Source organism: Brevibacterium senegalense (assembly GCF_000285835.1).
GTDB classification, from domain to species: Bacteria; Actinomycetota; Actinomycetes; order Actinomycetales; family Brevibacteriaceae; genus Brevibacterium; species Brevibacterium senegalense.
On record NZ_HE978600.1, the window covers coordinates 620,850 to 640,174 of the forward strand.

The following is a 19,325-nucleotide window of genomic DNA, read 5'->3' on the forward strand; positions in this document are numbered from 1 at the left end:
GGGGCGATTCACCGCTTCGCCCGCGATTTGCCGCTCAGGTGGTCCTCGAATACGCGATCGCACGCACCCAGCACCTCGTGCTGCCGCGCAGGATTCTGGTCGCCACTGCTGACCCGCACATACCCGACAACCTGCCCGCGTGAGTGTCCACCTGGGGCCTCGGACCCGGAAGACGCTTCTGTCCGATCGTCCACGATCACACCTCCTCTGACAGCATGCTCACGGTCCGCCGCGCGAGTGTCCAGACGGTATACCTGTTTTGACACGTTTCGGCGCTACGAGGAATTGCTGTCAATCGGGGTCTCAAGATGTGGAGTTGATCGCTCGGTGGCGGTCTTCTGTGATCGCTTCGTGGCGTCAGCTGCCAATAACGAGGATGCTAGCGGCTGCTTCAGCCGGCTGAAGCTCTTGCTGCTCCAGCCCTACTGCTCCTGGCGGAGGAGAATTTCCTTTCCGATCGACCATACAAGCTGATCAGCTCGGTACTGACTGTGCACCGTGCCTGCACCTGGGCCTGGTGGACGCGCCGCTTGAGGGCCTTCAGCGTCTAACGATAACCATCGGGAAGAGCACATCTGCAGCAACCGTACGCCTCATTGTCCCGGCATCCGGGTCTGCTGCGGGAATCGCTTTGGCCCACCGGATGTCATGCGAGCTGCAGGTCGGTGATGCAGGTGGCACCGTCGTCAGTGGTGGTGAAGTCGGAGGTGCCCGTCCGGCCGTCATGGCTGATCTCGATGGTGCCGTTGATGTCGCTGGGCACCCAGAAACCGACGAACCCGTTGTCGAAGGTGGTGATCTGTTCGTCGACCACGGTTTCACCGGTGGTGCTGTCGGTGATCTGGACGTCGATGGCTTCGTTGCTGAGCTCGCCCTGGCAGGTGGTCAGGCTGTGGTAGAAGCAGTCATGTGTCTGGTCGACGTAGGGGGCGATCGACAGGTAGGACAGGTCCTGCGGCAGGTCCAGGGTCACTTCCTGCGCGTTGTCGGTCAGCACCAGCTCATCGGGATAGACCGATGCGATCAGGTCTGCTGGCCTGTCGGCGATCTCGAGCTGGTCCAGATGATCGATGATCTCGACGGCATCCATGCTTTCGAGATCGAAAGTGGCAAGGAGCTCCGCCTGCGAGCCGGCGCCGGGTGCTGGTTGCGAGTCTGCTGCCGGGGCGCATCCTGCCAGCACCAGCGAGAGAGCGGCTGCCGCGATTCTTGCTCGTTTCACTTTCATCTCCTCGTCGTTCGGGCGGGTGCCTGAGGGTCAGCATGCGCAGCAGTGGTCACTGCGCAGCGGTGGTCTCACTGAGTGGTCAGGGGTGTGTCAAATGATGGTTTCGAAGCCGCCGATCATGCCTTGCAGGCTGTTGACCCATTGGGTCCAGACGCCGCTGACGAGCAGCACGCCGATGATGATGAGCATCGCGCCGCCGATCCTGCTGATCAGGAGGTGGTGGTCTCTGGCCCACTGTAGCCTGCCGGTGCCCTTGACGATGAGTACGGCAACGACGATGAACGGCACGCCCAGTCCGAGGCAGTACATCAATGTCAGCAGGGCACCCCGCCAGATGCCGTCGGTCCCGGTCGCCCCGAAGCTGGTCGACAGTGCCAGCACCGCCGCCAATGTGGGGCCCATGCACGGTGCCCAGCTGAGGGCGAAGGTGGCGCCCAGGGCGGGGGCGCCCCACAGCCCAGCGGGTGGACGCTTGCTGATGCGGGCGGTGCGCTGGAACATGCCAATCCCGCCCATGAACACGATGCCGGCGATGATGACGACGACGCCCATCACACGGTTGAGGACATCGGCCCACTGGCTGAGCAAGACACCGGCGAGGCTGAACGCCAGGCCCATCGACACGAAGACGACGGCGAAGCCGACAATGAATAGGGAGACCCCGATGACGACCCGGCTGATCTTCCGGTCAGTCAATGAGGCGGCACCCAACCCGGTGACGTAGCCGATGTAGCCGGGGACCAGCGGCAGGACGCACGGGGAGAAGAACGAGACCGCCCCGGCGAGGATCGCCACCGGGATCGCCAGCAGCATCGGACCGGACAACGCAGTCTGCGAAAAGGTCTCTCCGATGGAGGCCAGCAGCATCACGCCGGTTCCTCCAACACGTCACCGATCAACGCTTTGAGGGTGGACTCGTCCACGGCTCCCATCACCCGGGCTGCCGCCCGGCCCTGGGAGTCCAGGACAACGGTGGACGGGACCGCCTGCGGGGGCAGCACCGAACCGAGCGCGGTGACGCCGAGGCCGTCCTTATCCAGCATGGAGGGAAACGTCAGATCGAAGGTCCTGGCGAACGCGTCGGCGGTCGGCGCCTCGTCGCGGACATTGATGCCTAGGAACTTCACGCCGTTTTCCTGGTATCGCTCGTAGTTGGCCTGCAGCGCCGGGGCTTCCTTGCGGCACGGAGGGCAGGCGGCGTACCACAGGTTGAGCACCGCCGGGGCCCCGCGCCAGTCGGCGAGGTCGAAGGCGGTGCCGTCGGTGTACTCACCGGCCAACTTGATCGGCTCCCCCCGCTCACCGAGGGGCAGCTGGGTGATGACGCCGGCCCCGGAGATGTAGCCCTGCTCATTGACCTCCGGCACCTGGTCGGCCAGCTCGTCGGTATTGGTGCCGCACCCAGCCAGACCAAGCGCGAGGAGAGCGGTCAACGAGCCTGACCGGCGGATCATCGAACGACGCGACAGAGGTGAGAACATCCTTCTTCTTCTTCGACTCGCAGGAAACGACTCCCTTCATTCTGATCGCGGAGGCAATGGTGAAAGGACCAGGCTTCTTGAAGATTTGACGAAGATTGCCCTGGTGACAGCCCCGACGAGGTGAAACGGGTTACATTCGGATCAGCGCGTGGCCCGACGCGCCGTGCTGTCTTCAATTCCCCGACAGGTCAACTCGGAGGCCAGGATGAGCCAACACAGCGGACATCTACCAGTCGACGGAGACCGCACAGCCCTCAGGATCTCCGGGTGGCTGACGGGAGTGTATTTCGTCATCGAGCTGGCCATCGGGCTGTGGTCCGGGTCAGTTGCGGTGATCTCCGACGCCTTCCACACGTTCTCGGCCGTCGGCGGGGTGCTGATCGCGCTGGTCGCACAGCGTCTGAGCCAACGCCCCGCCACTACGAAGGAGACTTTCGGGTGGGCCCGCGCCGAGATCATCGGAGCGCTGTTCAACGGACTCTTCCTCGCTCTGATGGCCGCCTACGTGTTCTACATGGGAGCCATGCGCCTGGCCGACCCGATCGAGCTGCCCACCACGGTGATGCTCTGGGTGGCCGCCGGCGGCATCCTCACCGAGCTCATCGCGTTCGGGCTGCTCTACCAACGGCAGAAGACGAACCTGAACATCAAGGGCGCGTTCTGGCACATCCTGCAGACCTTCGTCGGCAGCCTCATCATCATGATCTCCGCGGTGGTCATCCAGCTGACGGGCTTCCTCGCGATCGACCCGCTGCTGGGCATGGTCTTCGGCGTGGTGCTGCTGTGGGCATCATGGACCATCATCCGCTCGGCCCTGAGAATCCTGCTGCAAGGCACCCCTGAACACCTCGACCTGCCCGCGGCGATCACCGCCCTGGGCGAGATCCACGGTGTTGAGGACGTCCACCATGTGCATGCCTGGAGCATCACCTCCGGGCGCACCGTCTTCTCGGCGCACCTGCACGTGGCCGACCCGGCACTACACGAGACCGTGCTGGAACAGGCGACCGGGCTGCTCACCGGCCGGTTCGACATCTATTTCTCGACTCTGCAGATCGAGCGCACCTGCCCGGCCGAGGCCGCCACGAGCATCGACATCACCAGACAGCCGTGACGCGGCGGCCATTTGAAGGTTTGACGAAGATTCGGCCGCAGCGGGCGCTGAGGGCTGTGTGCCACCAGCACTGGGGACAGACTGGGTACATGCGGGCTGAACGAACCGACCACCACTCTGGCGGACGCATCGTCGTTGCCGAGGATGAAAAGCCTCTGGCGCAGATGGTGGCGACCTATCTGAGTCGAGACGGCTTCCACGTTGAGCAAGCACACACCGGAGTCCAGGCGCTGGACAGCGTCAGGGCCGAGGAGCCTGACGTGCTGATCCTCGACCTCGGACTGCCCGGGCTGGACGGCATCGAGGTCTGCCGTCGCGTGCGGGCGATGTCGGAGTGCTACGTGCTGATCCTGACCGCCCGAGGTGGTGAGAACGACAAGCTCATGGGGCTTGCCGCCGGTGCGGATGACTACATCACCAAGCCCTTCAGCGTCCGGGAACTGGTCGCCCGAGTCCACGCCGTGCTCAGGCGTCCCCGCACCGGAAACCCACCCCAGGACTCCGTCCGCGTCGTCGGCGACCTCACCATCGACCTCGCCGGCCACGAGGTCCGCCGCGACGATGCGGTGCTTCCCCTGACGCGCACCGAGTTCGACCTGCTGGTCGCCTTGTCTGCAGCACCCCACCGCGCGCTCTCCCGCCGGCAGCTCATCGACGCCGTCTGGGACACATCCTGGGTCGGCGATGAACGGATCGTCGACGTCCACATCGGCCACCTGCGGCGCAAGCTCGGTGAAGAGCCCGACGGTGGCGGCCTCATCGAGACCGTCCGCGGCGTCGGCTATCGCATGGTGCTCCGATGAGGCTGCGCAACTCCGGCCTGGCCACCCGCCTGTTCGCCACGCAGCTGATCGTGGTGGCGGCAAGCCTGCTCGGAGCGGTGGCAGTCGCCACCCTGGCCGGGCCCCCGCTGTTCCACGAACACCTGGAAATGGCCGGCATCCCGGGGGGATCCTCGGAACTGTTCCATGTCGAGCAGGCCTACCGCGACGCGAACCTGATCACCCTGGCGGTGGCATTGGGCACCGGTCTGGCCTGCGCGCTCCTGGCCAGCTTCCTGCTCTCCCGCACGATCCGCACCCCGCTGGAACAGCTCACCGCTGGGGCAGCCGAAGTCGCCCGCGGCAACTACAATGTGCGCGTCCCGGTGGTCGGCGCCGGCGTCGAACTCGACTCCCTGGCCCGAGCGTTCAACACGATGGCCGACCAGCTGACCCGCACCGAGGAGACGCGGCAACGCATCCTGTCCGACCTCGCCCACGAGATGAGCACACCGATCTCGGTCATTTCCGTCTACCTCGAGGGGCTGCAGGACCAGGTCGTCGAGTGGAACCCCACCACCCACGCCGTGATGGCCGAACAGCTGGCACGCCTGACACGCCTTGTCGAAGACATCGACGATGTCTCCCGCGCTGAGGAAGGCCGCATCGACCTCGACCCCGCCCCCGTACCCATCGCCGACCTGCTCGACAGCACTGCTGCCGCAGTCCAGGAGAGCTACACAGCCAAGGGCGTGACCCTCACCACCACAGCCGACCCCCGAGCCGGCACCGTGATCGCCGACCGGCAACGGTTGGCACAAGTCCTCGACAACCTCCTGTCGAACGCCCTGCGCCACACTCCACCCGGGGGAACCGTCTCCCTCACCGCCACCAACACCCGCGACACCGTGCTCATCCGTGTCACCGACACCGGCGACGGCATGACCGCCGACCAGCTCACCCACATCTTCGAACGCTTCTACCGCGGCGACACCGCCCGCGATCGCGACCACGGCGGCTCCGGCATCGGCCTGACGATCTCCCATGCCCTCATCGCAGCCCACGGCGGCACCCTCACCGCCTCCTCCGCCGGCCCCGGACACGGCTCCGAGTTCACCATCGAACTGCCCCGCACCCCCGGAAAGGCCTACCCGTGAGAACGAACACCTTTACTCACATACCCCATGGGGGTATATCCGGTTGTTGGAGGCTCTCTCCACCTCTCCGAGCCCACTAGTCAGGAGCACATCATGTCCGCATCCTCCCGTCAGCTGCCCCTCGCATCGGCAGGCTGTGCCTGCTGCGCACCCTCCGGTGCCGCCACCGCAAGTGCAATCAGCGGCAGCGCTGAGCTCGTTTCCACGGTCACGCTCGCTGTGGAAGGGCTGACCTGCCAGGGCTGCGCTTCGCGCGTAACCCAGGCCCTGCAGGCACTGGACGCGAACGCCCAGGTGGACGTCACGCTGGTACCTCATGGTCGCTCCACCGTCACGGTGACCAGCAGCTCGGCGGACACGGGGGTTCTGCAGTCGGCGCTTGCCGCGGCCGGCTACTCCGCAGCAGAGGCCTGATCGGCTGCCCACCACCCGACTGTGAAGGACAACGATGAGTAATCCGGAGCACCACCACCATCAACCCGAGCCGGCAAGCAACACCCACGACCATCACCACCACGACCACCTCGACGCGGGCAGCCACGGACTGGCGATGCCGCAGGGTCACGGCCACTCCGCCCTCGATGAGCGCCCGGCACCCGCGCCAGCCGGTCATGCCGGGCACGACCATGACGCGCACGCAGGCCACGGGGAGCACGCCGGGCACAGTGTCGCGATGTTCCGCAACCGCTTCTGGGTCAGCCTGATCCTGTCGGTGCCGGTCGTCATCTTCAGCCACATGGTCGCCGACCTGCTCGGCTACCAGGTGCCCGACTTCTTCGGCGCGACCTGGATCGCCCCGGTGCTGGGCACCGTCATCTACGTCTACGGCGGCATGCCCTTCCTCAAGGGCGGTCTCAACGAGCTGAAGTCACGGCAGCCGGGAATGATGCTGCTGATCGCGATGGCCATCACGGTGGCCTTTGTCGCCTCCTGGGCCACCAGTTTGGGCGTCGGCGACTTCATGCTCGATTTCTGGTGGGAGCTGGCGCTGCTGGTCACCATCATGCTGTTGGGGCACTGGCTGGAGATGCGCGCCCTCGGCGCGGCATCCGGTGCCCTTGACGCGCTGGCCGAGCTGCTGCCAGACGAGGCGGAGAAGGTCACCGAGTCCGGGATCGTCACCGTCCCGATCGCCGAACTGCAGACGGGTGACACGGTGCTGGTTCGGTCCGGGGCCCGGGTGCCGGCCGACGGACGCATCATCGACGGGCACGCCGAGTTCGATGAGTCGATGATCACTGGTGAGTCCAAACCTGTCCCGCGTGAGCTCGGTGACAAGATCGTGGCCGGCACCGTCGCGATGGACAACGCCGTGCGTCTGACCGTGGAAGCCACCGGCGGTGAGACTGCCCTGGCCGGCATTCAGCGGATGGTCGCTGACGCGCAGGCATCGTCGTCGCGGGCGCAGGCGCTGGCCGATCGTGCCGCAGCGCTGCTGTTCTGGTTCGCGTTGGGGGCCGGCATCATCACTGCGCTCGTCTGGACGCTGCTGGGCGCGCCCGACCAGGCAGTCATCCGCACCGTCACAGTGCTGATCATCGCCTGCCCGCACGCACTCGGACTGGCGATCCCGCTGGTGATCGCTATCTCGACTGAGAAGGCCGCCCGGTCGGGCCTGCTCATCAAGGACCGGCTCGCGCTGGAGCGGATGCGCTCGATCGATGCCGTACTCTTCGACAAGACGGGCACTCTCACGCAGGGCGCCCACGCGGTCACCGGGACCGCGCAGGTGTCGGGCATCAGCGAAGGCCGCCTGTTGGCGCTGGCCGCCGCCGCCGAGGCCAACAGCGAACACCCGGTGGCACGTGCGATCACCGCAGCGGCAGCCGAAGACGCGGAAGCGGCCGCGGCGCGCCTGCAGGCCAGCGAGTTCACCACCGCCGCCGGTCGCGGGGTCCGCGCCATCGTCGAGGGATCCGAGATCACCGTGGGCGGGCCCAACATGCTGCGCGACTACGGGCTGGACTCCCCGACCGAGATCGCCGCCGACGTTGCGGAATGGACCCAGCGCGGCGCCAGCGTCCTGCATATCGTGCAGGACCGGACCATCATCGGGGCGGTCGCCCTGGAGGACCGGGTGCGGCCGGAATCCCGGGCCGCGGTTCACGCCCTGCAAGAACGCGGTGTGAAGGTCGCCCTCATCACCGGTGACGCGCAGCAGGTCGCCGACGCCGTCGGCCGAGACCTCGGCATCGACGAGGTCTTCGCCGAAGTCCTCCCGCAGGACAAGGACTCCGCCGTCACCGACTTGCAGCACCGGGGACTGTCGGTGGCGATGGTCGGCGACGGCGTCAACGACGCTCCCGCCCTTGCCCGGGCCGACGTCGGCATCGCGATCGGGGCCGGCACCGACGTGGCGATGGAATCGGCCGGCGTGGTGCTGGCCGGTAACGATCCGCGCGCGGTGCTGTCGATGATCGACCTGTCCCGGGCCAGCTACCGCAAGATGATCCAGAACCTGGCATGGGCGAGCGGCTACAACGTCCTCGCCGTCCCGCTGGCCGCCGGAGTCCTGGCCCCCATCGGGTTCGTGCTCTCCCCGGCCGTCGGCGCGATCCTGATGTCCCTGTCGACCATCATCGTCGCGCTCAACGCCCAGCTGCTGCGTCGCACCGAGCTCGACCCCGCTCGGCTGGCACCGACCCCCACCGAGACACCCCGACCACAAACCGTCCATCAGTAAGGAAAGGTCACCTCATGAAGCGCACCCCACTGGCAGTCGCGGCAGCGATCGCCGGCACGCTGATCCTCTCGGCATGCACCGGAAACGCCGACCCCGGCAGCACCGGGCAGGAGCCCGCCCCCGAAACCTCGGTCGCCACCGACACCGCCGCCACCGGAGAGGAGATCTCCGCGGAGCACAACGACGCCGACGTGATGTTCGCGCAGATGATGATCCCCCACCACCAGCAGGCCGTGGAGATGAGCGAAACCCTGCTGGCCAAGGACGACATCCCGCACAACGTCGCCGACTTCGCCCAAGGCGTGATCGACGCGCAGGGGCCCGAGATCGACCGGATGAACGCCATGCTCGAAGCCTGGGGTCAGGAACCCATGGGTGACATGGGGGGCATGGGCGGTCACGGTGGTCATGGTGGCATGAGTGGGATGATGAGCGAGGACGACATGCAACAGCTCGAAGACGCCACCGGCACCGACGCCGCGAAGCTGTACCTGGAGCAGATGACCAGACACCACGAGGGCGCCGTCGACATGGCCGAACAGGAGGTCGCCGACGGGCAGAACCCCCAAGCGATCGCCCTGGCCGAACAGGTCATCGAGGACCAGGAAGCAGAGATCCAGGAGATGGAGACCATGCTCGAAAACCTCTGACGCTTTTTCTCCGGAACGGGATCCGGGCATCGGAGGGACTGCGGTTCATGAAGATTCTGCGAAGATCGGTTCCTGGCGGCTTCGCTTTGGTCGGCGCGTGACCTAGCGTCGATGGTAGCCGGGTGCTTCCTGGCACCGACTCGGAGAAGAAGGAGGACAGCGATGACTCACATCACTTCAATGATCGAAACCCACCCCAACGACACCACCGGTCTGGACGTGCAGAAACTCGCCGATTGCATCGCCGCCTGTTTCGAATGCGCCCAAACCTGCACAGCCTGCGCCGATGCCTGCCTGGCCGAAGACATGGTCGCCGAGCTGCGCAACTGCATCCGTCTCAACCTTGACTGCGCGGACCTCTGCGCTGCCACCGGCAGCATTCTCAGCCGCCGCACCGGGCAGAACCTCGCCACGGTCAAAGCCGCACTCGAGGCATGCCGGACAGCGTGCGCAGAATGCGCGGCCGAATGCGAGAAGCACGCGGACATGCACGAGCACTGCCGCGTCTGCGCCGAGGCCTGCCGCCGATGCGAACAGGCCTGCGCCGACCTCCTGGCCGCGATCGGCTGACTCCTACTACCCGGCCTGGTCGATCCGACAACGATCGACCAGGCCGCCGTTCTGCCCACCGACAGGGACCCTTTGCAATTGACCCCAGCTCTGTGGCTGAGTGGCTCAAGTCCGACCGGAGGGGTTGTGAGGGGCGACCGTCAAACAGACGCATGCTCCACCTTTCACTGTTCTCGCTAAGCACGCAGTTGGTCGGACATCCCTCAGTTGCACCGCGGCGCTACGCTCCCTCAAAGCTCAGGCGTCCAGGGTCCATCCCGTGATCAAGCCTGCTGACAAGAACCCACCGCACCGGTCGTCAACGCAAGTCCGGGGCTCCGACACATCTGTCGGCCGAACACCACCGTGCCGGACATTTCTGCACAACGGGTATACCCCTTTGACGCTGTGACTTTGTCCGCTAATTGGCGGGGTTTTTCAGACGCTCAGTGGCGGCCTCCACTCCCTCGCACGCGAGGGGGTGGTAGCGATGCCCTGCGTGTCCGTAAGGCCATCCCCATACGACTACCGGGGTTGGCGACCCTCACCCCTGTCGACCCACCCGGATCGATACGTGCTGTGAGTCCCTCGGGCGCAGTTCCGATGCCCACTGCGCCGCTGACACTTTCGTGTCAGTAGGTCGAGGCGGAACGTTCCAGCTGTGCGGCTGGGGCTCGGTCGACCACCACCCCTCGATGGCGTGTCCGTGCGGCGTCGGGCTTGGCTACAGGTACCGGCAGACCTGGTCGGAGCTGCACGTGTCGGGCTCAACGTGCTCGGCCTGGTCGCGTAGCCCGGCGAGGGTGTCGCGCAGGTCGTGGAGCTGTCTGAGTTTCAGGTCAATGTCGGTCAGGCGTGCGTCGAGCAGGTCGCGTACGTGATCGCAGGGAGCTTGGCCGTGGTCGCGGATGTCGAGGACCTGCCGGATCTGGGCGAGGGAGAGTCCGGCGGCTTGGCCGCGGTGGATGAAGTCGATCCGGGTGAGGCTCTCGGTCGTGTAGTCGCGGTAGCCGCCGGGCGTGCGCTCGGCCGGGGGCAAGAGCCCCTGGTCTTCATAGAACCGCAGAGTCTTCGTGGTCGTGCCGGCCGCTTCAGCGAGCTCCCCGATCCGCATCCTCACCCCTCGTGTGTCACAGGTCTCACCCTTGACCTTCCCCTGTACTGGAAGCTTTAGTATCGCCGCATCAGGAGGATTTCTCAACAGTCCGGGGAGGGTTCGGGATGCAGTCGAAGATTGATCTGGCCGTGATCGGGTCGGGTGGCGCGGCGTTCGCCGCAGCGATCCGCGCCACCACGCTGGGCAAGTCGGTGGTGATGGTCGAGCGCGGTACGTTCGGCGGCACCTGCGTGAACACCGGGTGCGTGCCGTCCAAGGCGCTGATAGCGGCCGCCGAGGCCCGCCACGTGGCCGCGGACGCGGGCTCCCGGTTCCCGGGGATCGCCGCCACCGCGGGCGCGGTCGACATGCCCGGGCTGGTGGGTGGCAAGCAGGACCTGGTCGAGGCGATGCGGGGTGAGAAGTACTTCGACGTGGCCGAAGCCTACGGCTGGCCGGTCCGCCAGGGCCAGGCGGCCTTCGCCGGCACCCCGGATGCGCCTGTGCTGGAGGTCACCGCCGCTGAAGGCACCGTGGAAACCATCGAGTCCGCCCATTACCTGATCGCTACCGGCACCCGTCCCTGGGTCCCGCTCATCCAGGGGCTGGACGGCGTCGAGTACCTGACCTCGACGTCGGCGATGGAACTGTCCGAGCGCCCCGACTCGCTGCTGGTGCTCGGCGGTGGCTACGTGGCGCTGGAGCTGGCCCAGATGTTCGCCCGGCTCGGCTCGAAGGTGACCCTGCTGGTGCGTTCTCGGCTGGCGTCGAAGGAGGAGCCGGAGGTTTCCAGATCATTGCAGGAAGTCTTCGCCGACGAGGGCATCCGGGTGGTCCGCCGCGCTGTTCCCTCCCGCGTTGCCCGCGATACCGTCACCGGGCAGGTCGTCGTCATGGCCGAGGTCTCGGGCGGCGAGCAGGAGTTCCGTGCCGACGAGATCCTCGTCGCGCTCGGACGCCGCCCGGTCACCGAGGGGCTCAACCTCGAGGCCGTGGGGGTGAAGACCGGCGAGGCCGGACAGATCGTGGTCACCGACCAGTTGCAGACCGCCAACCCCCGCGTCTGGGCGGGCGGGGATGTCACCGGGCACCCCGAGTTCGTCTATGTCGCGGCCCGGCACGGCACGATCGTCGCCGAGAACGCCTTCACCGACGGCAACACTTCGGTCGACTACACACGGATGCCTCGGGTGACGTTCACCGGTCCCGCCATCGGCGCGGTCGGGATGACCGAGAAGGAGGTCATCGCGGCCGGGATCCGCTGCGACTGCCGCGTCCTGCCACTGGAGTACGTGCCCCGTGCGCTGGTGAACCGGGACATGCGTGGGTTCATCAAGATGGTCGCCAACGCCGACACCGGCGAGATCCTCGGTCTCACCGCTGTCGCCAAGGACGCCGGCGAGCTCGCCGCCGCCGGCGTCCACATCCTCGGCAAGACCATCGCAGAAGTCGCCGACGCGTGGGCCCCATACCTGACCATGGCCGAAGGCATCCGCATCGTCGCCAAGGCCTTCACCACCGACGTCTCGAAGCTGTCCTGCTGCGCCTGACCGCGCACTCACCCCAATAGAATTGGACGCACTCAATGAGACGATCCTCACCACCGACCTGACAGACCACCGACCTGGCAGACCGGCTCGTCCGGTCCGAGGAGACCGCCCTGCTGGTCCCGTTGCTGCGGCTGCGCGCCGCCGGTGACCCGATCACCATCGATCACCTCGCGACGGTCCCTCGACGGCACACTTCCGAGGGTCCCGCATGGGGAACCTCGACCGGACACACCCACTCCCGACATGGGTGTCAGTTTCAGAAGCTGTCTGCATTGAATTCAGAAGTCGAGTGCAATCGCGTCAGCGCACTCTCCACTCGGCGCAGATTGACCAGAGGTCAGGAACGCATGGAAGAGAGTGCCGCAACAGTCAGTATCACGGCCATGACAACTGCCATAGCTGAGTAGCTGCCGAGCACACTGGCAAGGGCTGGGCCAGAAACGGGAGCCAGGGCACCGACAGCGGTCATTGGCGCGGTGAAGACACCGTTGATCGTGCCGAAGTTCTGTGTGCCCCATCTGTCAGAGACAGCAGTGGCTTGCAGCAGGGTGTGGCATCCACGGACAGCGCCGAGCAAGACAGCGATGGCGATGAGGAGTGCGGCGGGACCGGGGACGTACGCCAGAAGCCAGAGCCCGATAGCACCAAGACCGAAGATGAGTGCGGTGCGCGTGTGCGCAGCGGTAGATCTGGCCAATCTCGAGTAGCCGATTCGTCCGATCACCTGCCCGGCACCAATGAGACCGAGGGTGAGGGCAGCGGTGCTGTAAGAGATCCCTCGTTCCAGGAGTACGGGGATGATGTTGATCGTGACCGCGAAAAGAGTGAACGTCGCCAGCGCCATGGTGATCTGCAGGATGACGAAGCGCGGAGTGCGGGTGATGGCGCGGACGTGGGCTTTCGACCCGTGAGCAGAGTGGGTGATGTTGTCTGTCCAGGAGCTATTAAGGAAGAAGGCGTGCAGTGGCACAGTCACAGCAGCGAGGATGCCGGCCATGATGAGGTAACTGGTCCGCCACCCGACCTGATCGATGAGATAGGCCACGATCGGAGCGAAGATCGTGGAGGCCAGTCCCGCGACAAGAGTCAAGGTCGTCAACGGGACGACGCGCTGGGGACCGTACCAGCGTGTGATGACAGCGAACGCGGGCGGGTAGAGAACTGCGGATTGGGCGAACCCTGCCAGCAGCCATGCAAGGTAGAACATTGGCAGGTTCGGAGACCACGCGACGAGCACCAGGGAGAGCACTCCGATGAGTGCTCCCAGCGTCATGACGGTGCGTGGCCCCTGAGTGTCCAGGATTCTGCCGACGCGGATACCGGCGATCGCGGACACGAGCAGGCCCACGGACAGGGCAGCTGTGATCGCGGTGTGGCTCCACCCCGTGTCCTCGGAGATGGGCGCGACAGCGACGGGCAGTGAGTAGTACAGCAGCCCCCAGCTGGTGGTCTCGGCGATGCAGAGTGCGACGAGACCACCACGGAGACGGTCAGTCATGGGCGAGACTGTGTGGGGAACCTGGCAAAGGTCTCATGACTCCAGTATGTCGGGGCAGGTCGTGCGCAGGTGGAACGGTGAGGAGCCAACGAGACACGCTGGCTCCTCACGCAAGGCACGCACTCACGTCTGGATGTCGGCCCACAGGCTGCGGACGTGGTCCTCGATCTGGTCAACGATGTCGTGTACCCGTTCGGGTGTTTCTTCGGCGGGGTCGGCGAGTTCCCAATCGAGGTAGCGCTTGCCTGGGTAGATGGGGCAGGCGTCACCGCAGCCCATGGTGATGACGTAGTCGGCGGCGCGGACGACATCATCGGTCAGTGGTTTCGGGAAGGCTCCGGCAAGATCAATGCCGCGACTCTCCAGCGCTTCGATGACAAGTGGGTGGATTTCGGAGCCGGGCAGTGAGCCGGCAGAACGGACTTCTACGGCGGTACCAGCCAGGTGGGACAGCAGCGCGGCTGCAATCTGCGACCGGCCGACGTTGTGCACACAAACGAAAAGAACCTGAGGAACAGTCGTCGCGATCTTCCCTTGTGCGATGGCCAAAGCTCGCAGACGGTCGGTGGCGAAGCGTTCAGCGAGGATCGCGAGGTAGGTGCGGATCTTCGCTGTTCGCGAGAGGGTCGTGTAGGACTCAAAGACGTATCGCTCAACTGTTTCCGGGGAGAAGGTCCCCTCGTAGACGCGCGAGAGATCAGCAGCTGTGCGCTGGAGAACCCGGGTATCGAGGGGCGGGGTTTCGGCGGTCATGGCCACGTCCTTTCAGTCTCAGCAGCACGAGGCGGCAGCAGGTGCGCCGATCGTCACCAGCTGGGGTTCTGCGGGCGCGTCACAGGATCCACCGAGGTCGGTGCTGCACACACCGGTCTCCGGAAGGTTGAGGTGCACCTCGTCCGCGGCGGCACGGTCACCGGCCATCGCCGCGGCGATGGAGCGGACCTGCTCGTATCCGGTGGCCATGAGGAACGTCGGCGCCCGACCGTAGCTCTTCATACCCACGATGTAGAAGCCTGCTTCGGGATGGGACAGGACGCTCTCGCCGTGCGGCTCGACGCTGCCGCAGGAATGGAACTCCGGGTCGATGAGCGGTCCAAGCTGGCGGGGAGCCTCCACTGCGGGATCGAGTTCGAGGCGCAGCTCGGCCAGCATCGACAAGTCCGGGCGGAAGCCGGTGGCCGGCACGAGCAGGTCGACCCTCAGCTCCTCGGGCCCGGCAGACCCGGTTGCGAGGACTCGGAGCTGGTCACCGGCAGCTTCGAAGCCGGAGATCGTGAACGTCGTGTGGACGTCGATGACGCCGGATTCGACGAGTGCGCGCAGGCGGGACCCGAGTGCTCCACGTGCGGCGAGTTCATCGCGGTCTTCTCCGCCGTAGACGCCGGTGACGTCAGCAGAGCGGACCGCCCAGCTGATCCGGGTCTCCGGGGCGTCCTGGGCCAGTTCGGCTAGGTCGAGCAGTGTGTTCGCTGCCGAATGTCCGGCACCGATCACGAGGATGTGACGGCCGGCGAATCGATCGCGATGGGCATCCGTGACGGCCGGCAGGGGCTGCGTGATGAGACCACGCGCCGCGGCCTCGGCTTCTCCGGGTGCGGGAAGACCTGATCGTCCCAGCGGATTGGGCTGCTCCCAGGTGCCGGAGGCGTCGATGACGCTGCGGGCCTGCACGTCGTCGTATGAGCCATCTGTCTGGGCGATGCGGACGAGGAACGGCGTGTTGTCGCGGTTCTGGCTGCGGGTCTTGTCGATGCCCTGGCGAGAGACCGCAACGACCCGGGTGCTGGTGCGGATGACGTGGCCCAGTGCTGCTGACAGCGGGGTCAGGTAGTCGTCGACGAGTTCGTGGCCGGTGGGCAGGGCGTCGAGGTCTGGCTCCTGCCACCCGTTGGGCTCCAATAAGCGCCTGGCGGCTTCATCAATGTTGTAGCGCCACGGCGAGAACAGTCGGGTGTGCCCCCATGTGCGGATTGCTGCAGCCACGGTGTCTCCGGCTTCGAGGACCACAGGGGTGAGGCCTCGTTCGCGGACATGGGCGGCGGCGGCCAGTCCGACGGGACCGGCACCGATGATGACGACGGGCAGATCCTGGTGGGCACTCGCGAGGTCACGCATGGCTGATCTCCTGAAGGACGGGGGTGAGGGCCGGTGGTGCGATAGTGGCGAGGTAGCGCTCGGCGTCCAGCGCCGCTGAGCAGCCGGTGCCGGCTGCGGTGATGGCTTGGCGGTAGCGGTGATCGACCGCGTCGCCGCAGGCGAAGACGCCGGGCAGGTTGGTGTGGGTGGTCGGAGCGTCGACGAGGATGTATCCGTCCGGGTCCAGATCCAGCTGGCCGCGGAGGAGTTCGGTGCGGGGCAGGTGTCCGATGGCGACGAACACCCCGGTGGCGTCGAGATAGGTGGTCTGCCCAGACACGGAGTCCATCAGGGATACTCCGGTGACCTTGTCTTCGCCGTGGATGGTGGTGATGTGGCTGTTGTAGACGAAGCGGATCTTCTCGTTCTCCCGGGCCCGCTCGGCCATGATCTTCGAGGCGCGCAGGGTGTCTCGGCGGACCACGATGGTCACTGTCTGGGCGAAGCGGGTGAGGAAGAGAGCTTCTTCCATCGCGGAGTCCCCACCACCGACGACCACGATGTGCTGGTCGCGGAAGAAGAACCCGTCACAGGTGGCACACCAGGACACGCCGTGCCCGGTGAGTCGCTTCTCTTCGGGCAGACCAAGTTCCTTGTACGCCGAACCGGTCGCCACGATCACCGCAGGTGCGCGGTACGTCGCCCCTGCCAGGGTGGTGACCTCTTTCAGAGTCCCGGTGAGTTCCACGGCGGTGACGTCGTCGTATTCGATGCGGGCACCGAATCTGCTGGCCTGCGCGCTCAGACCCATCATCAAGTCCGGGCCCTGAATGCCGCCGGGGAAGCCGGGGAAGTTCTCCACGTCAGTGGTATTCATGAGAGCACCACCGTGTGTGACAGACCCGGCGATCACGCGCGGGGACAATCCCGCACGGGCGGCATAGATGGCAGCGGTATAACCGGCGGGACCGGAACCAATGATGATCAGCTCATCGGTCGTGTCGAGAGGTGAGTTCGTCATCGTGTCGTCGTCTCAGTTCGATGCGGTCGGTGTCGGAATCAGTTCGCTGATCAGCTGCTGGATACGGGACTTGATGTCGTCGCGGACCACGCGGACGTCGTCGATGCCCTTGCCTGCCGGGTCGGTCAGTTCCCAGTCCTCGTAGCGCTTGCCGGGGAAGATCGGGCAGGCGTCGCCGCAGCCCATGGTGATCACGACATCGGAGGCCTGCACCGCCTCGGTGGTCAGCACCTTCGGGGACGCTGCGGTGATGTCGATGTCTTCTTCGGCCATTGCCTCCACGGCGACCGGGTTGATCTGGTCGGCAGGTTCGGAGCCGGCCGAGCGGACCTCGATCCGGTCACCGGCCAAAGCGGTGAGGTAACCCGCCGCTATCTGGGAGCGGCCGGCGTTGTGGACACAGACGAAGAGGACGCTGGGCTTGGGTGCAGAAGTCATGGGGTGTCTTCCAATCAGGGGGTGGGGTCAGTGGGGGAGGAGTTCGGCGTGCAGGGCACGGACGCGGGCGTCGATGTCGCCACAGACCAGGCGCATCCGCTCAAGTCCTTCGATGCCGCGCTCGGAGGGCTCATCGGTCGTCCACGTCTCGATGGTGGCCGTCATGCCCGCGACGGGCTCCACGTGGGCCTCCTGGCCGAGCACGACGACTCGATCGACGCGGCGCAGCAGCTCCGGGTCAATCGGTTTGGGCTGCTCATCCGCCATATCGGCTCCTGCTTCGGCGACCGCTTCTGCGGAGAGGCTGTTGAGAGAGCCGCCCGGCGCGGTGCCTGCCGAGTGGACCTCAACCGTGTCGCCAGCGCGGTGGCGCAGCAGGGCCGCGGCCATCTGCGACTTGCCGCCGTTCTTGACGCAGACGAACAGCACGCTGGGCTTGCCGGTCATGATCGCACCCCCGCGACTGCACGGTTCGGGACGGTCGGGTCGTTGCGAAAAAGCTTGGGCCCAAGCCAGAGAGCGACGTAGACGAGGCCGACGAGGACGGGGACCTCGATCAACGGGCCGACGACTCCCGCCAACGCCTGGCCCGAGGTGATACCGAAGGTGCCGATCGACACGGCGATGGCCAGTTCGAAGTTGTTTCCCGAGGCGGTGAAGGCCACGCTGGTCGACTTCGCGTAGTTCAGCCCCACCGCTTTCGACGCGAACAGGCTGATTGCAAACATGAGCACGAAGTACAGCAGCAACGGCACCGCCATCCGCGCCACGTCCAGAGGCTGCGATGTGATCGCCTCACCCTGCATCGCGAACAGCAGCACGATCGTGAACAGCAGCCCGTAGAGCGCCCACGGGCCGATCATCGGCAGGAACGTCTCCTCGTACCAGTGGCGACCCTTGGCCTTCTCTCCCAGTACGCGGGTGAGGAAGCCCGCCAGCAGCGGGATGCCGAGGAAGACGAGCACCGATGCCACGATCGCCCACACGGAGAACTGCGCCGAAGTCGTCTCCAGTCCCAGCCAGGACGGCAGCACCTGCAGGTAGAACCAGCCCAGCGCACCGAAGGCCACGACCTGGAAGACGGAATTGATGGCAACCAGCACCGCGGCAGCCTCTCTGTCGCCGCAGGCGAGGTCGTTCCAGATGAAGACCATGGCGATGCAGCGGGCCAGGCCGACGATGATCAGTCCGGTGCGGAACTCCGGCAGGTCGGGCAGGAAGACCCAGGCGAGCGTGAACATGAAGGCCGGACCGACGACCCAGTTGAGGAACAGCGACAGGGTCAACAGCTTCCGGTCCCCGGTCACCCGGTGCATCTCGTCGTAGCGGACCTTCGCCAGCACCGGATACATCATGACCAGCAGACCGATCGCGATCGGCACGGAGATCCCACCGACCTTCACAGAGTCCAAGGCCGTGTCGAGCCCGGGCACGAAGCGCCCCAGCAGCAGACCCACGGCCATCGCAATCAGGATCCACACCGCCAGCCACCGGTCCAGGAAGGACATCTCCTTCGCCACCGGCACCGCGTTCTGCGCAGCCGTTGTTGCAGTGGTGCTCATCGGCACTAAGCTCCTTGTATCGATGGATGTCTATGGAACAGACTAAGCGCATGCATCGATGAGCGTCAATGTATGATGGTGTGATGAGTACTTCAGTGGAAACCAGTGAGCTGCGTCTCGGAGCCGCGACCGAATGCTGTGCGTTGGACGCGTCCCCGCTAGGGGTCTCAGATGCCGACCGGATGGCGAAGAAGCTCAAGGCGCTGTCCGATCCGACGCGATTGCGCGTCTTGTCGCATGTGGCGGCCCAAGGCTGCGACGCAGTGTGCGCCTGCGACCTGATCGACGTCCTCGACATCAGCCAGCCCACGATCAGCCACCACCTCAAGAAACTCGTCGAAGCAGGCCTCCTGACCCGAGAGCAGCGCGGGAAATGGGCCCATTACACCGTCGTGCGCGAAGCATTCGCAGAGCTGCGTCAATTCTTGTCGCTGGACTGACCGCTACGGGGGCGTACCGAG

General features: G+C 65.8%; 20 protein-coding genes. 9 read left to right on the plus strand and 11 right to left on the minus strand.

Annotated features, from left to right (window positions below; translation table 11 throughout):
* Positions 1–646: 646 nt before the first annotated feature.
* The 3 genes from HGBR_RS02945 to HGBR_RS02955 form a co-directional block, all read right to left on the minus strand.
* A complete protein-coding gene (locus HGBR_RS02945; RefSeq protein WP_051013265.1) occupies positions 647–1,228 on the minus strand; it encodes a CueP family metal-binding protein in 582 nt (193 codons plus the stop codon).
* Between the two features lie 90 nt (positions 1,229–1,318).
* Positions 1,319–2,095 (minus strand): cytochrome c biogenesis CcdA family protein, encoded by a 777-nt coding sequence (locus HGBR_RS02950; RefSeq protein ID WP_040364630.1) that lies wholly within the window; start codon positions 2,093–2,095, stop codon positions 1,319–1,321.
* Complete coding sequence (locus HGBR_RS02955; protein ID WP_026077279.1) at positions 2,095–2,709, minus strand: TlpA family protein disulfide reductase; 615 nt, start codon at positions 2,707–2,709, stop codon at positions 2,095–2,097. The genes HGBR_RS02950 and HGBR_RS02955 overlap by 1 nt, the downstream gene beginning before the upstream one ends.
* A 205-nt stretch (positions 2,710–2,914) precedes the next feature.
* On the opposite strand from HGBR_RS02955, the gene HGBR_RS02960 reads away from it, so the two are divergent.
* The 7 genes from HGBR_RS02960 (at position 2,915) to HGBR_RS02990 (ending at position 9,644) form a co-directional block, all read left to right on the plus strand.
* Positions 2,915–3,823: a cation diffusion facilitator family transporter gene (locus HGBR_RS02960; protein WP_026077280.1), complete on the plus strand. Its 909-nt coding sequence runs from the start codon at positions 2,915–2,917 to the stop codon at positions 3,821–3,823.
* Between the two features lie 89 nt (positions 3,824–3,912).
* Positions 3,913–4,626: a response regulator transcription factor gene (locus tag HGBR_RS02965; protein WP_026077281.1), complete on the plus strand. Its 714-nt coding sequence runs from the start codon at positions 3,913–3,915 to the stop codon at positions 4,624–4,626.
* A complete protein-coding gene (locus HGBR_RS02970; protein ID WP_019157838.1) occupies positions 4,623–5,741 on the plus strand; it encodes a sensor histidine kinase in 1,119 nt (372 codons plus the stop codon). Before HGBR_RS02965 ends, HGBR_RS02970 begins: the two co-directional genes overlap by 4 nt.
* A 93-nt stretch (positions 5,742–5,834) precedes the next feature.
* Positions 5,835–6,155: a heavy-metal-associated domain-containing protein gene (locus tag HGBR_RS19260; RefSeq protein ID WP_161601833.1), complete on the plus strand. Its 321-nt coding sequence runs from the start codon at positions 5,835–5,837 to the stop codon at positions 6,153–6,155.
* Positions 6,156–6,189: 34 nt separating this feature from the next.
* A complete protein-coding gene (locus HGBR_RS02980) occupies positions 6,190–8,424 on the plus strand; it encodes a copper-translocating P-type ATPase (RefSeq protein ID WP_019157840.1) in 2,235 nt (744 codons plus the stop codon).
* A gap of 14 nt (positions 8,425–8,438) precedes the next feature.
* Positions 8,439–9,074 (plus strand): DUF305 domain-containing protein, encoded by a 636-nt coding sequence (locus HGBR_RS02985; RefSeq protein WP_019157841.1) that lies wholly within the window; start codon positions 8,439–8,441, stop codon positions 9,072–9,074.
* A 162-nt stretch (positions 9,075–9,236) separates the two neighbouring features.
* The gene (locus tag HGBR_RS02990; protein ID WP_019157842.1) at positions 9,237–9,644 is read left to right on the plus strand and encodes a four-helix bundle copper-binding protein; all 408 of its coding nucleotides are present in this window, start codon (positions 9,237–9,239) and stop codon (positions 9,642–9,644) included.
* A gap of 703 nt (positions 9,645–10,347) precedes the next feature.
* On the opposite strand, the gene HGBR_RS02995 is transcribed toward HGBR_RS02990, so the two are convergent.
* On the minus strand, positions 10,348–10,737 hold the full coding sequence (locus tag HGBR_RS02995; protein ID WP_019157843.1) for a heavy metal-responsive transcriptional regulator: 390 nt from the start codon (positions 10,735–10,737) through the stop codon (positions 10,348–10,350).
* Positions 10,738–10,844: 107 nt separating this feature from the next.
* On the opposite strand from HGBR_RS02995, the gene merA reads away from it, so the two are divergent.
* The gene (gene merA, locus HGBR_RS03000) at positions 10,845–12,269 is read left to right on the plus strand and encodes a mercury(II) reductase (protein WP_019157844.1); all 1,425 of its coding nucleotides are present in this window, start codon (positions 10,845–10,847) and stop codon (positions 12,267–12,269) included.
* A 337-nt stretch (positions 12,270–12,606) separates the two neighbouring features.
* Here the strand turns inward: merA and HGBR_RS03005 are convergent, their stop codons facing one another.
* The 7 genes from HGBR_RS03005 to arsB all read right to left on the minus strand — a co-directional run bounded on the left by HGBR_RS03005 (position 12,607) and on the right by arsB (position 18,864).
* Positions 12,607–13,767 carry an MFS transporter gene (locus HGBR_RS03005; protein ID WP_019157845.1) on the minus strand — a complete coding sequence of 387 codons (1,161 nt, stop codon included), beginning with the start codon at positions 13,765–13,767 and terminating at the stop codon, positions 12,607–12,609.
* 123 nt (positions 13,768–13,890) lie between these two features.
* A complete protein-coding gene (locus tag HGBR_RS03010) occupies positions 13,891–14,520 on the minus strand; it encodes an arsenate reductase ArsC (RefSeq protein WP_019157846.1) in 630 nt (209 codons plus the stop codon).
* Positions 14,521–14,538: 18 nt separating this feature from the next.
* Positions 14,539–15,882: an FAD-dependent oxidoreductase gene (locus HGBR_RS03015; protein ID WP_019157847.1), complete on the minus strand. Its 1,344-nt coding sequence runs from the start codon at positions 15,880–15,882 to the stop codon at positions 14,539–14,541.
* The gene (trxB, locus tag HGBR_RS03020) at positions 15,875–16,864 is read right to left on the minus strand and encodes a thioredoxin-disulfide reductase (protein ID WP_026077283.1); all 990 of its coding nucleotides are present in this window, start codon (positions 16,862–16,864) and stop codon (positions 15,875–15,877) included. The genes HGBR_RS03015 and trxB overlap by 8 nt, the downstream gene beginning before the upstream one ends.
* A gap of 12 nt (positions 16,865–16,876) precedes the next feature.
* Entirely contained in the window at positions 16,877–17,302 is a 426-nt protein-coding gene (locus HGBR_RS20490; RefSeq protein WP_019157849.1) for an arsenate reductase ArsC, read from the minus strand.
* A 27-nt stretch (positions 17,303–17,329) separates the two neighbouring features.
* Positions 17,330–17,749, minus strand: a complete 420-nt coding sequence (locus HGBR_RS20495) for an arsenate-mycothiol transferase ArsC (protein ID WP_019157850.1) — start codon at positions 17,747–17,749, stop codon at positions 17,330–17,332.
* The gene (gene arsB, locus HGBR_RS03035; RefSeq protein WP_019157851.1) at positions 17,746–18,864 is read right to left on the minus strand and encodes an ACR3 family arsenite efflux transporter; all 1,119 of its coding nucleotides are present in this window, start codon (positions 18,862–18,864) and stop codon (positions 17,746–17,748) included. Before arsB ends, HGBR_RS20495 begins: the two co-directional genes overlap by 4 nt.
* A gap of 83 nt (positions 18,865–18,947) precedes the next feature.
* Between arsB and HGBR_RS03040 the strand changes: the two genes are divergently transcribed.
* Positions 18,948–19,304 carry an ArsR/SmtB family transcription factor gene (locus HGBR_RS03040; RefSeq protein ID WP_040364631.1) on the plus strand — a complete coding sequence of 119 codons (357 nt, stop codon included), beginning with the start codon at positions 18,948–18,950 and terminating at the stop codon, positions 19,302–19,304.
* Positions 19,305–19,325: the final 21 nt, after the last annotated feature.

What these genes read in the sequence shown, in the direction of transcription:
- HGBR_RS02965 (WP_026077281.1), top strand. Translation starts at nt 3,913, where the DNA reads ATGCGGGCTGAACGAACCGACCACCACTCTGGCGGACGCATCGTCGTT.
- HGBR_RS02980 (WP_019157840.1), top strand. Translation starts at nt 6,190, where the DNA reads ATGAGTAATCCGGAGCACCACCACCATCAACCCGAGCCGGCAAGCAAC.
- HGBR_RS02955 (WP_026077279.1), bottom strand. Translation starts at nt 2,709, where the DNA reads ATGTTCTCACCTCTGTCGCGTCGTTCGATGATCCGCCGGTCAGGCTCG.
- HGBR_RS02970 (WP_019157838.1), top strand. Translation starts at nt 4,623, where the DNA reads ATGAGGCTGCGCAACTCCGGCCTGGCCACCCGCCTGTTCGCCACGCAG.
- arsB (WP_019157851.1), bottom strand. Translation starts at nt 18,864, where the DNA reads ATGAGCACCACTGCAACAACGGCTGCGCAGAACGCGGTGCCGGTGGCG.
- HGBR_RS03040 (WP_040364631.1), top strand. Translation starts at nt 18,948, where the DNA reads ATGAGTACTTCAGTGGAAACCAGTGAGCTGCGTCTCGGAGCCGCGACC.
- HGBR_RS02990 (WP_019157842.1), top strand. Translation starts at nt 9,237, where the DNA reads ATGACTCACATCACTTCAATGATCGAAACCCACCCCAACGACACCACC.
- HGBR_RS03010 (WP_019157846.1), bottom strand. Translation starts at nt 14,520, where the DNA reads ATGACCGCCGAAACCCCGCCCCTCGATACCCGGGTTCTCCAGCGCACA.
- HGBR_RS20490 (WP_019157849.1), bottom strand. Translation starts at nt 17,302, where the DNA reads ATGACTTCTGCACCCAAGCCCAGCGTCCTCTTCGTCTGTGTCCACAAC.
- HGBR_RS02960 (WP_026077280.1), top strand. Translation starts at nt 2,915, where the DNA reads ATGAGCCAACACAGCGGACATCTACCAGTCGACGGAGACCGCACAGCC.
- HGBR_RS02950 (WP_040364630.1), bottom strand. Translation starts at nt 2,095, where the DNA reads ATGCTGCTGGCCTCCATCGGAGAGACCTTTTCGCAGACTGCGTTGTCC.
- merA (WP_019157844.1), top strand. Translation starts at nt 10,845, where the DNA reads ATGCAGTCGAAGATTGATCTGGCCGTGATCGGGTCGGGTGGCGCGGCG.
- HGBR_RS02995 (WP_019157843.1), bottom strand. Translation starts at nt 10,737, where the DNA reads ATGCGGATCGGGGAGCTCGCTGAAGCGGCCGGCACGACCACGAAGACT.
- HGBR_RS02945 (WP_051013265.1), bottom strand. Translation starts at nt 1,228, where the DNA reads ATGAAAGTGAAACGAGCAAGAATCGCGGCAGCCGCTCTCTCGCTGGTG.
- HGBR_RS19260 (WP_161601833.1), top strand. Translation starts at nt 5,835, where the DNA reads ATGTCCGCATCCTCCCGTCAGCTGCCCCTCGCATCGGCAGGCTGTGCC.
- HGBR_RS03015 (WP_019157847.1), bottom strand. Translation starts at nt 15,882, where the DNA reads ATGCGTGACCTCGCGAGTGCCCACCAGGATCTGCCCGTCGTCATCATC.
- HGBR_RS20495 (WP_019157850.1), bottom strand. Translation starts at nt 17,749, where the DNA reads ATGACCGGCAAGCCCAGCGTGCTGTTCGTCTGCGTCAAGAACGGCGGC.
- HGBR_RS02985 (WP_019157841.1), top strand. Translation starts at nt 8,439, where the DNA reads ATGAAGCGCACCCCACTGGCAGTCGCGGCAGCGATCGCCGGCACGCTG.
- HGBR_RS03005 (WP_019157845.1), bottom strand. Translation starts at nt 13,767, where the DNA reads ATGACTGACCGTCTCCGTGGTGGTCTCGTCGCACTCTGCATCGCCGAG.
- trxB (WP_026077283.1), bottom strand. Translation starts at nt 16,864, where the DNA reads ATGACGAACTCACCTCTCGACACGACCGATGAGCTGATCATCATTGGT.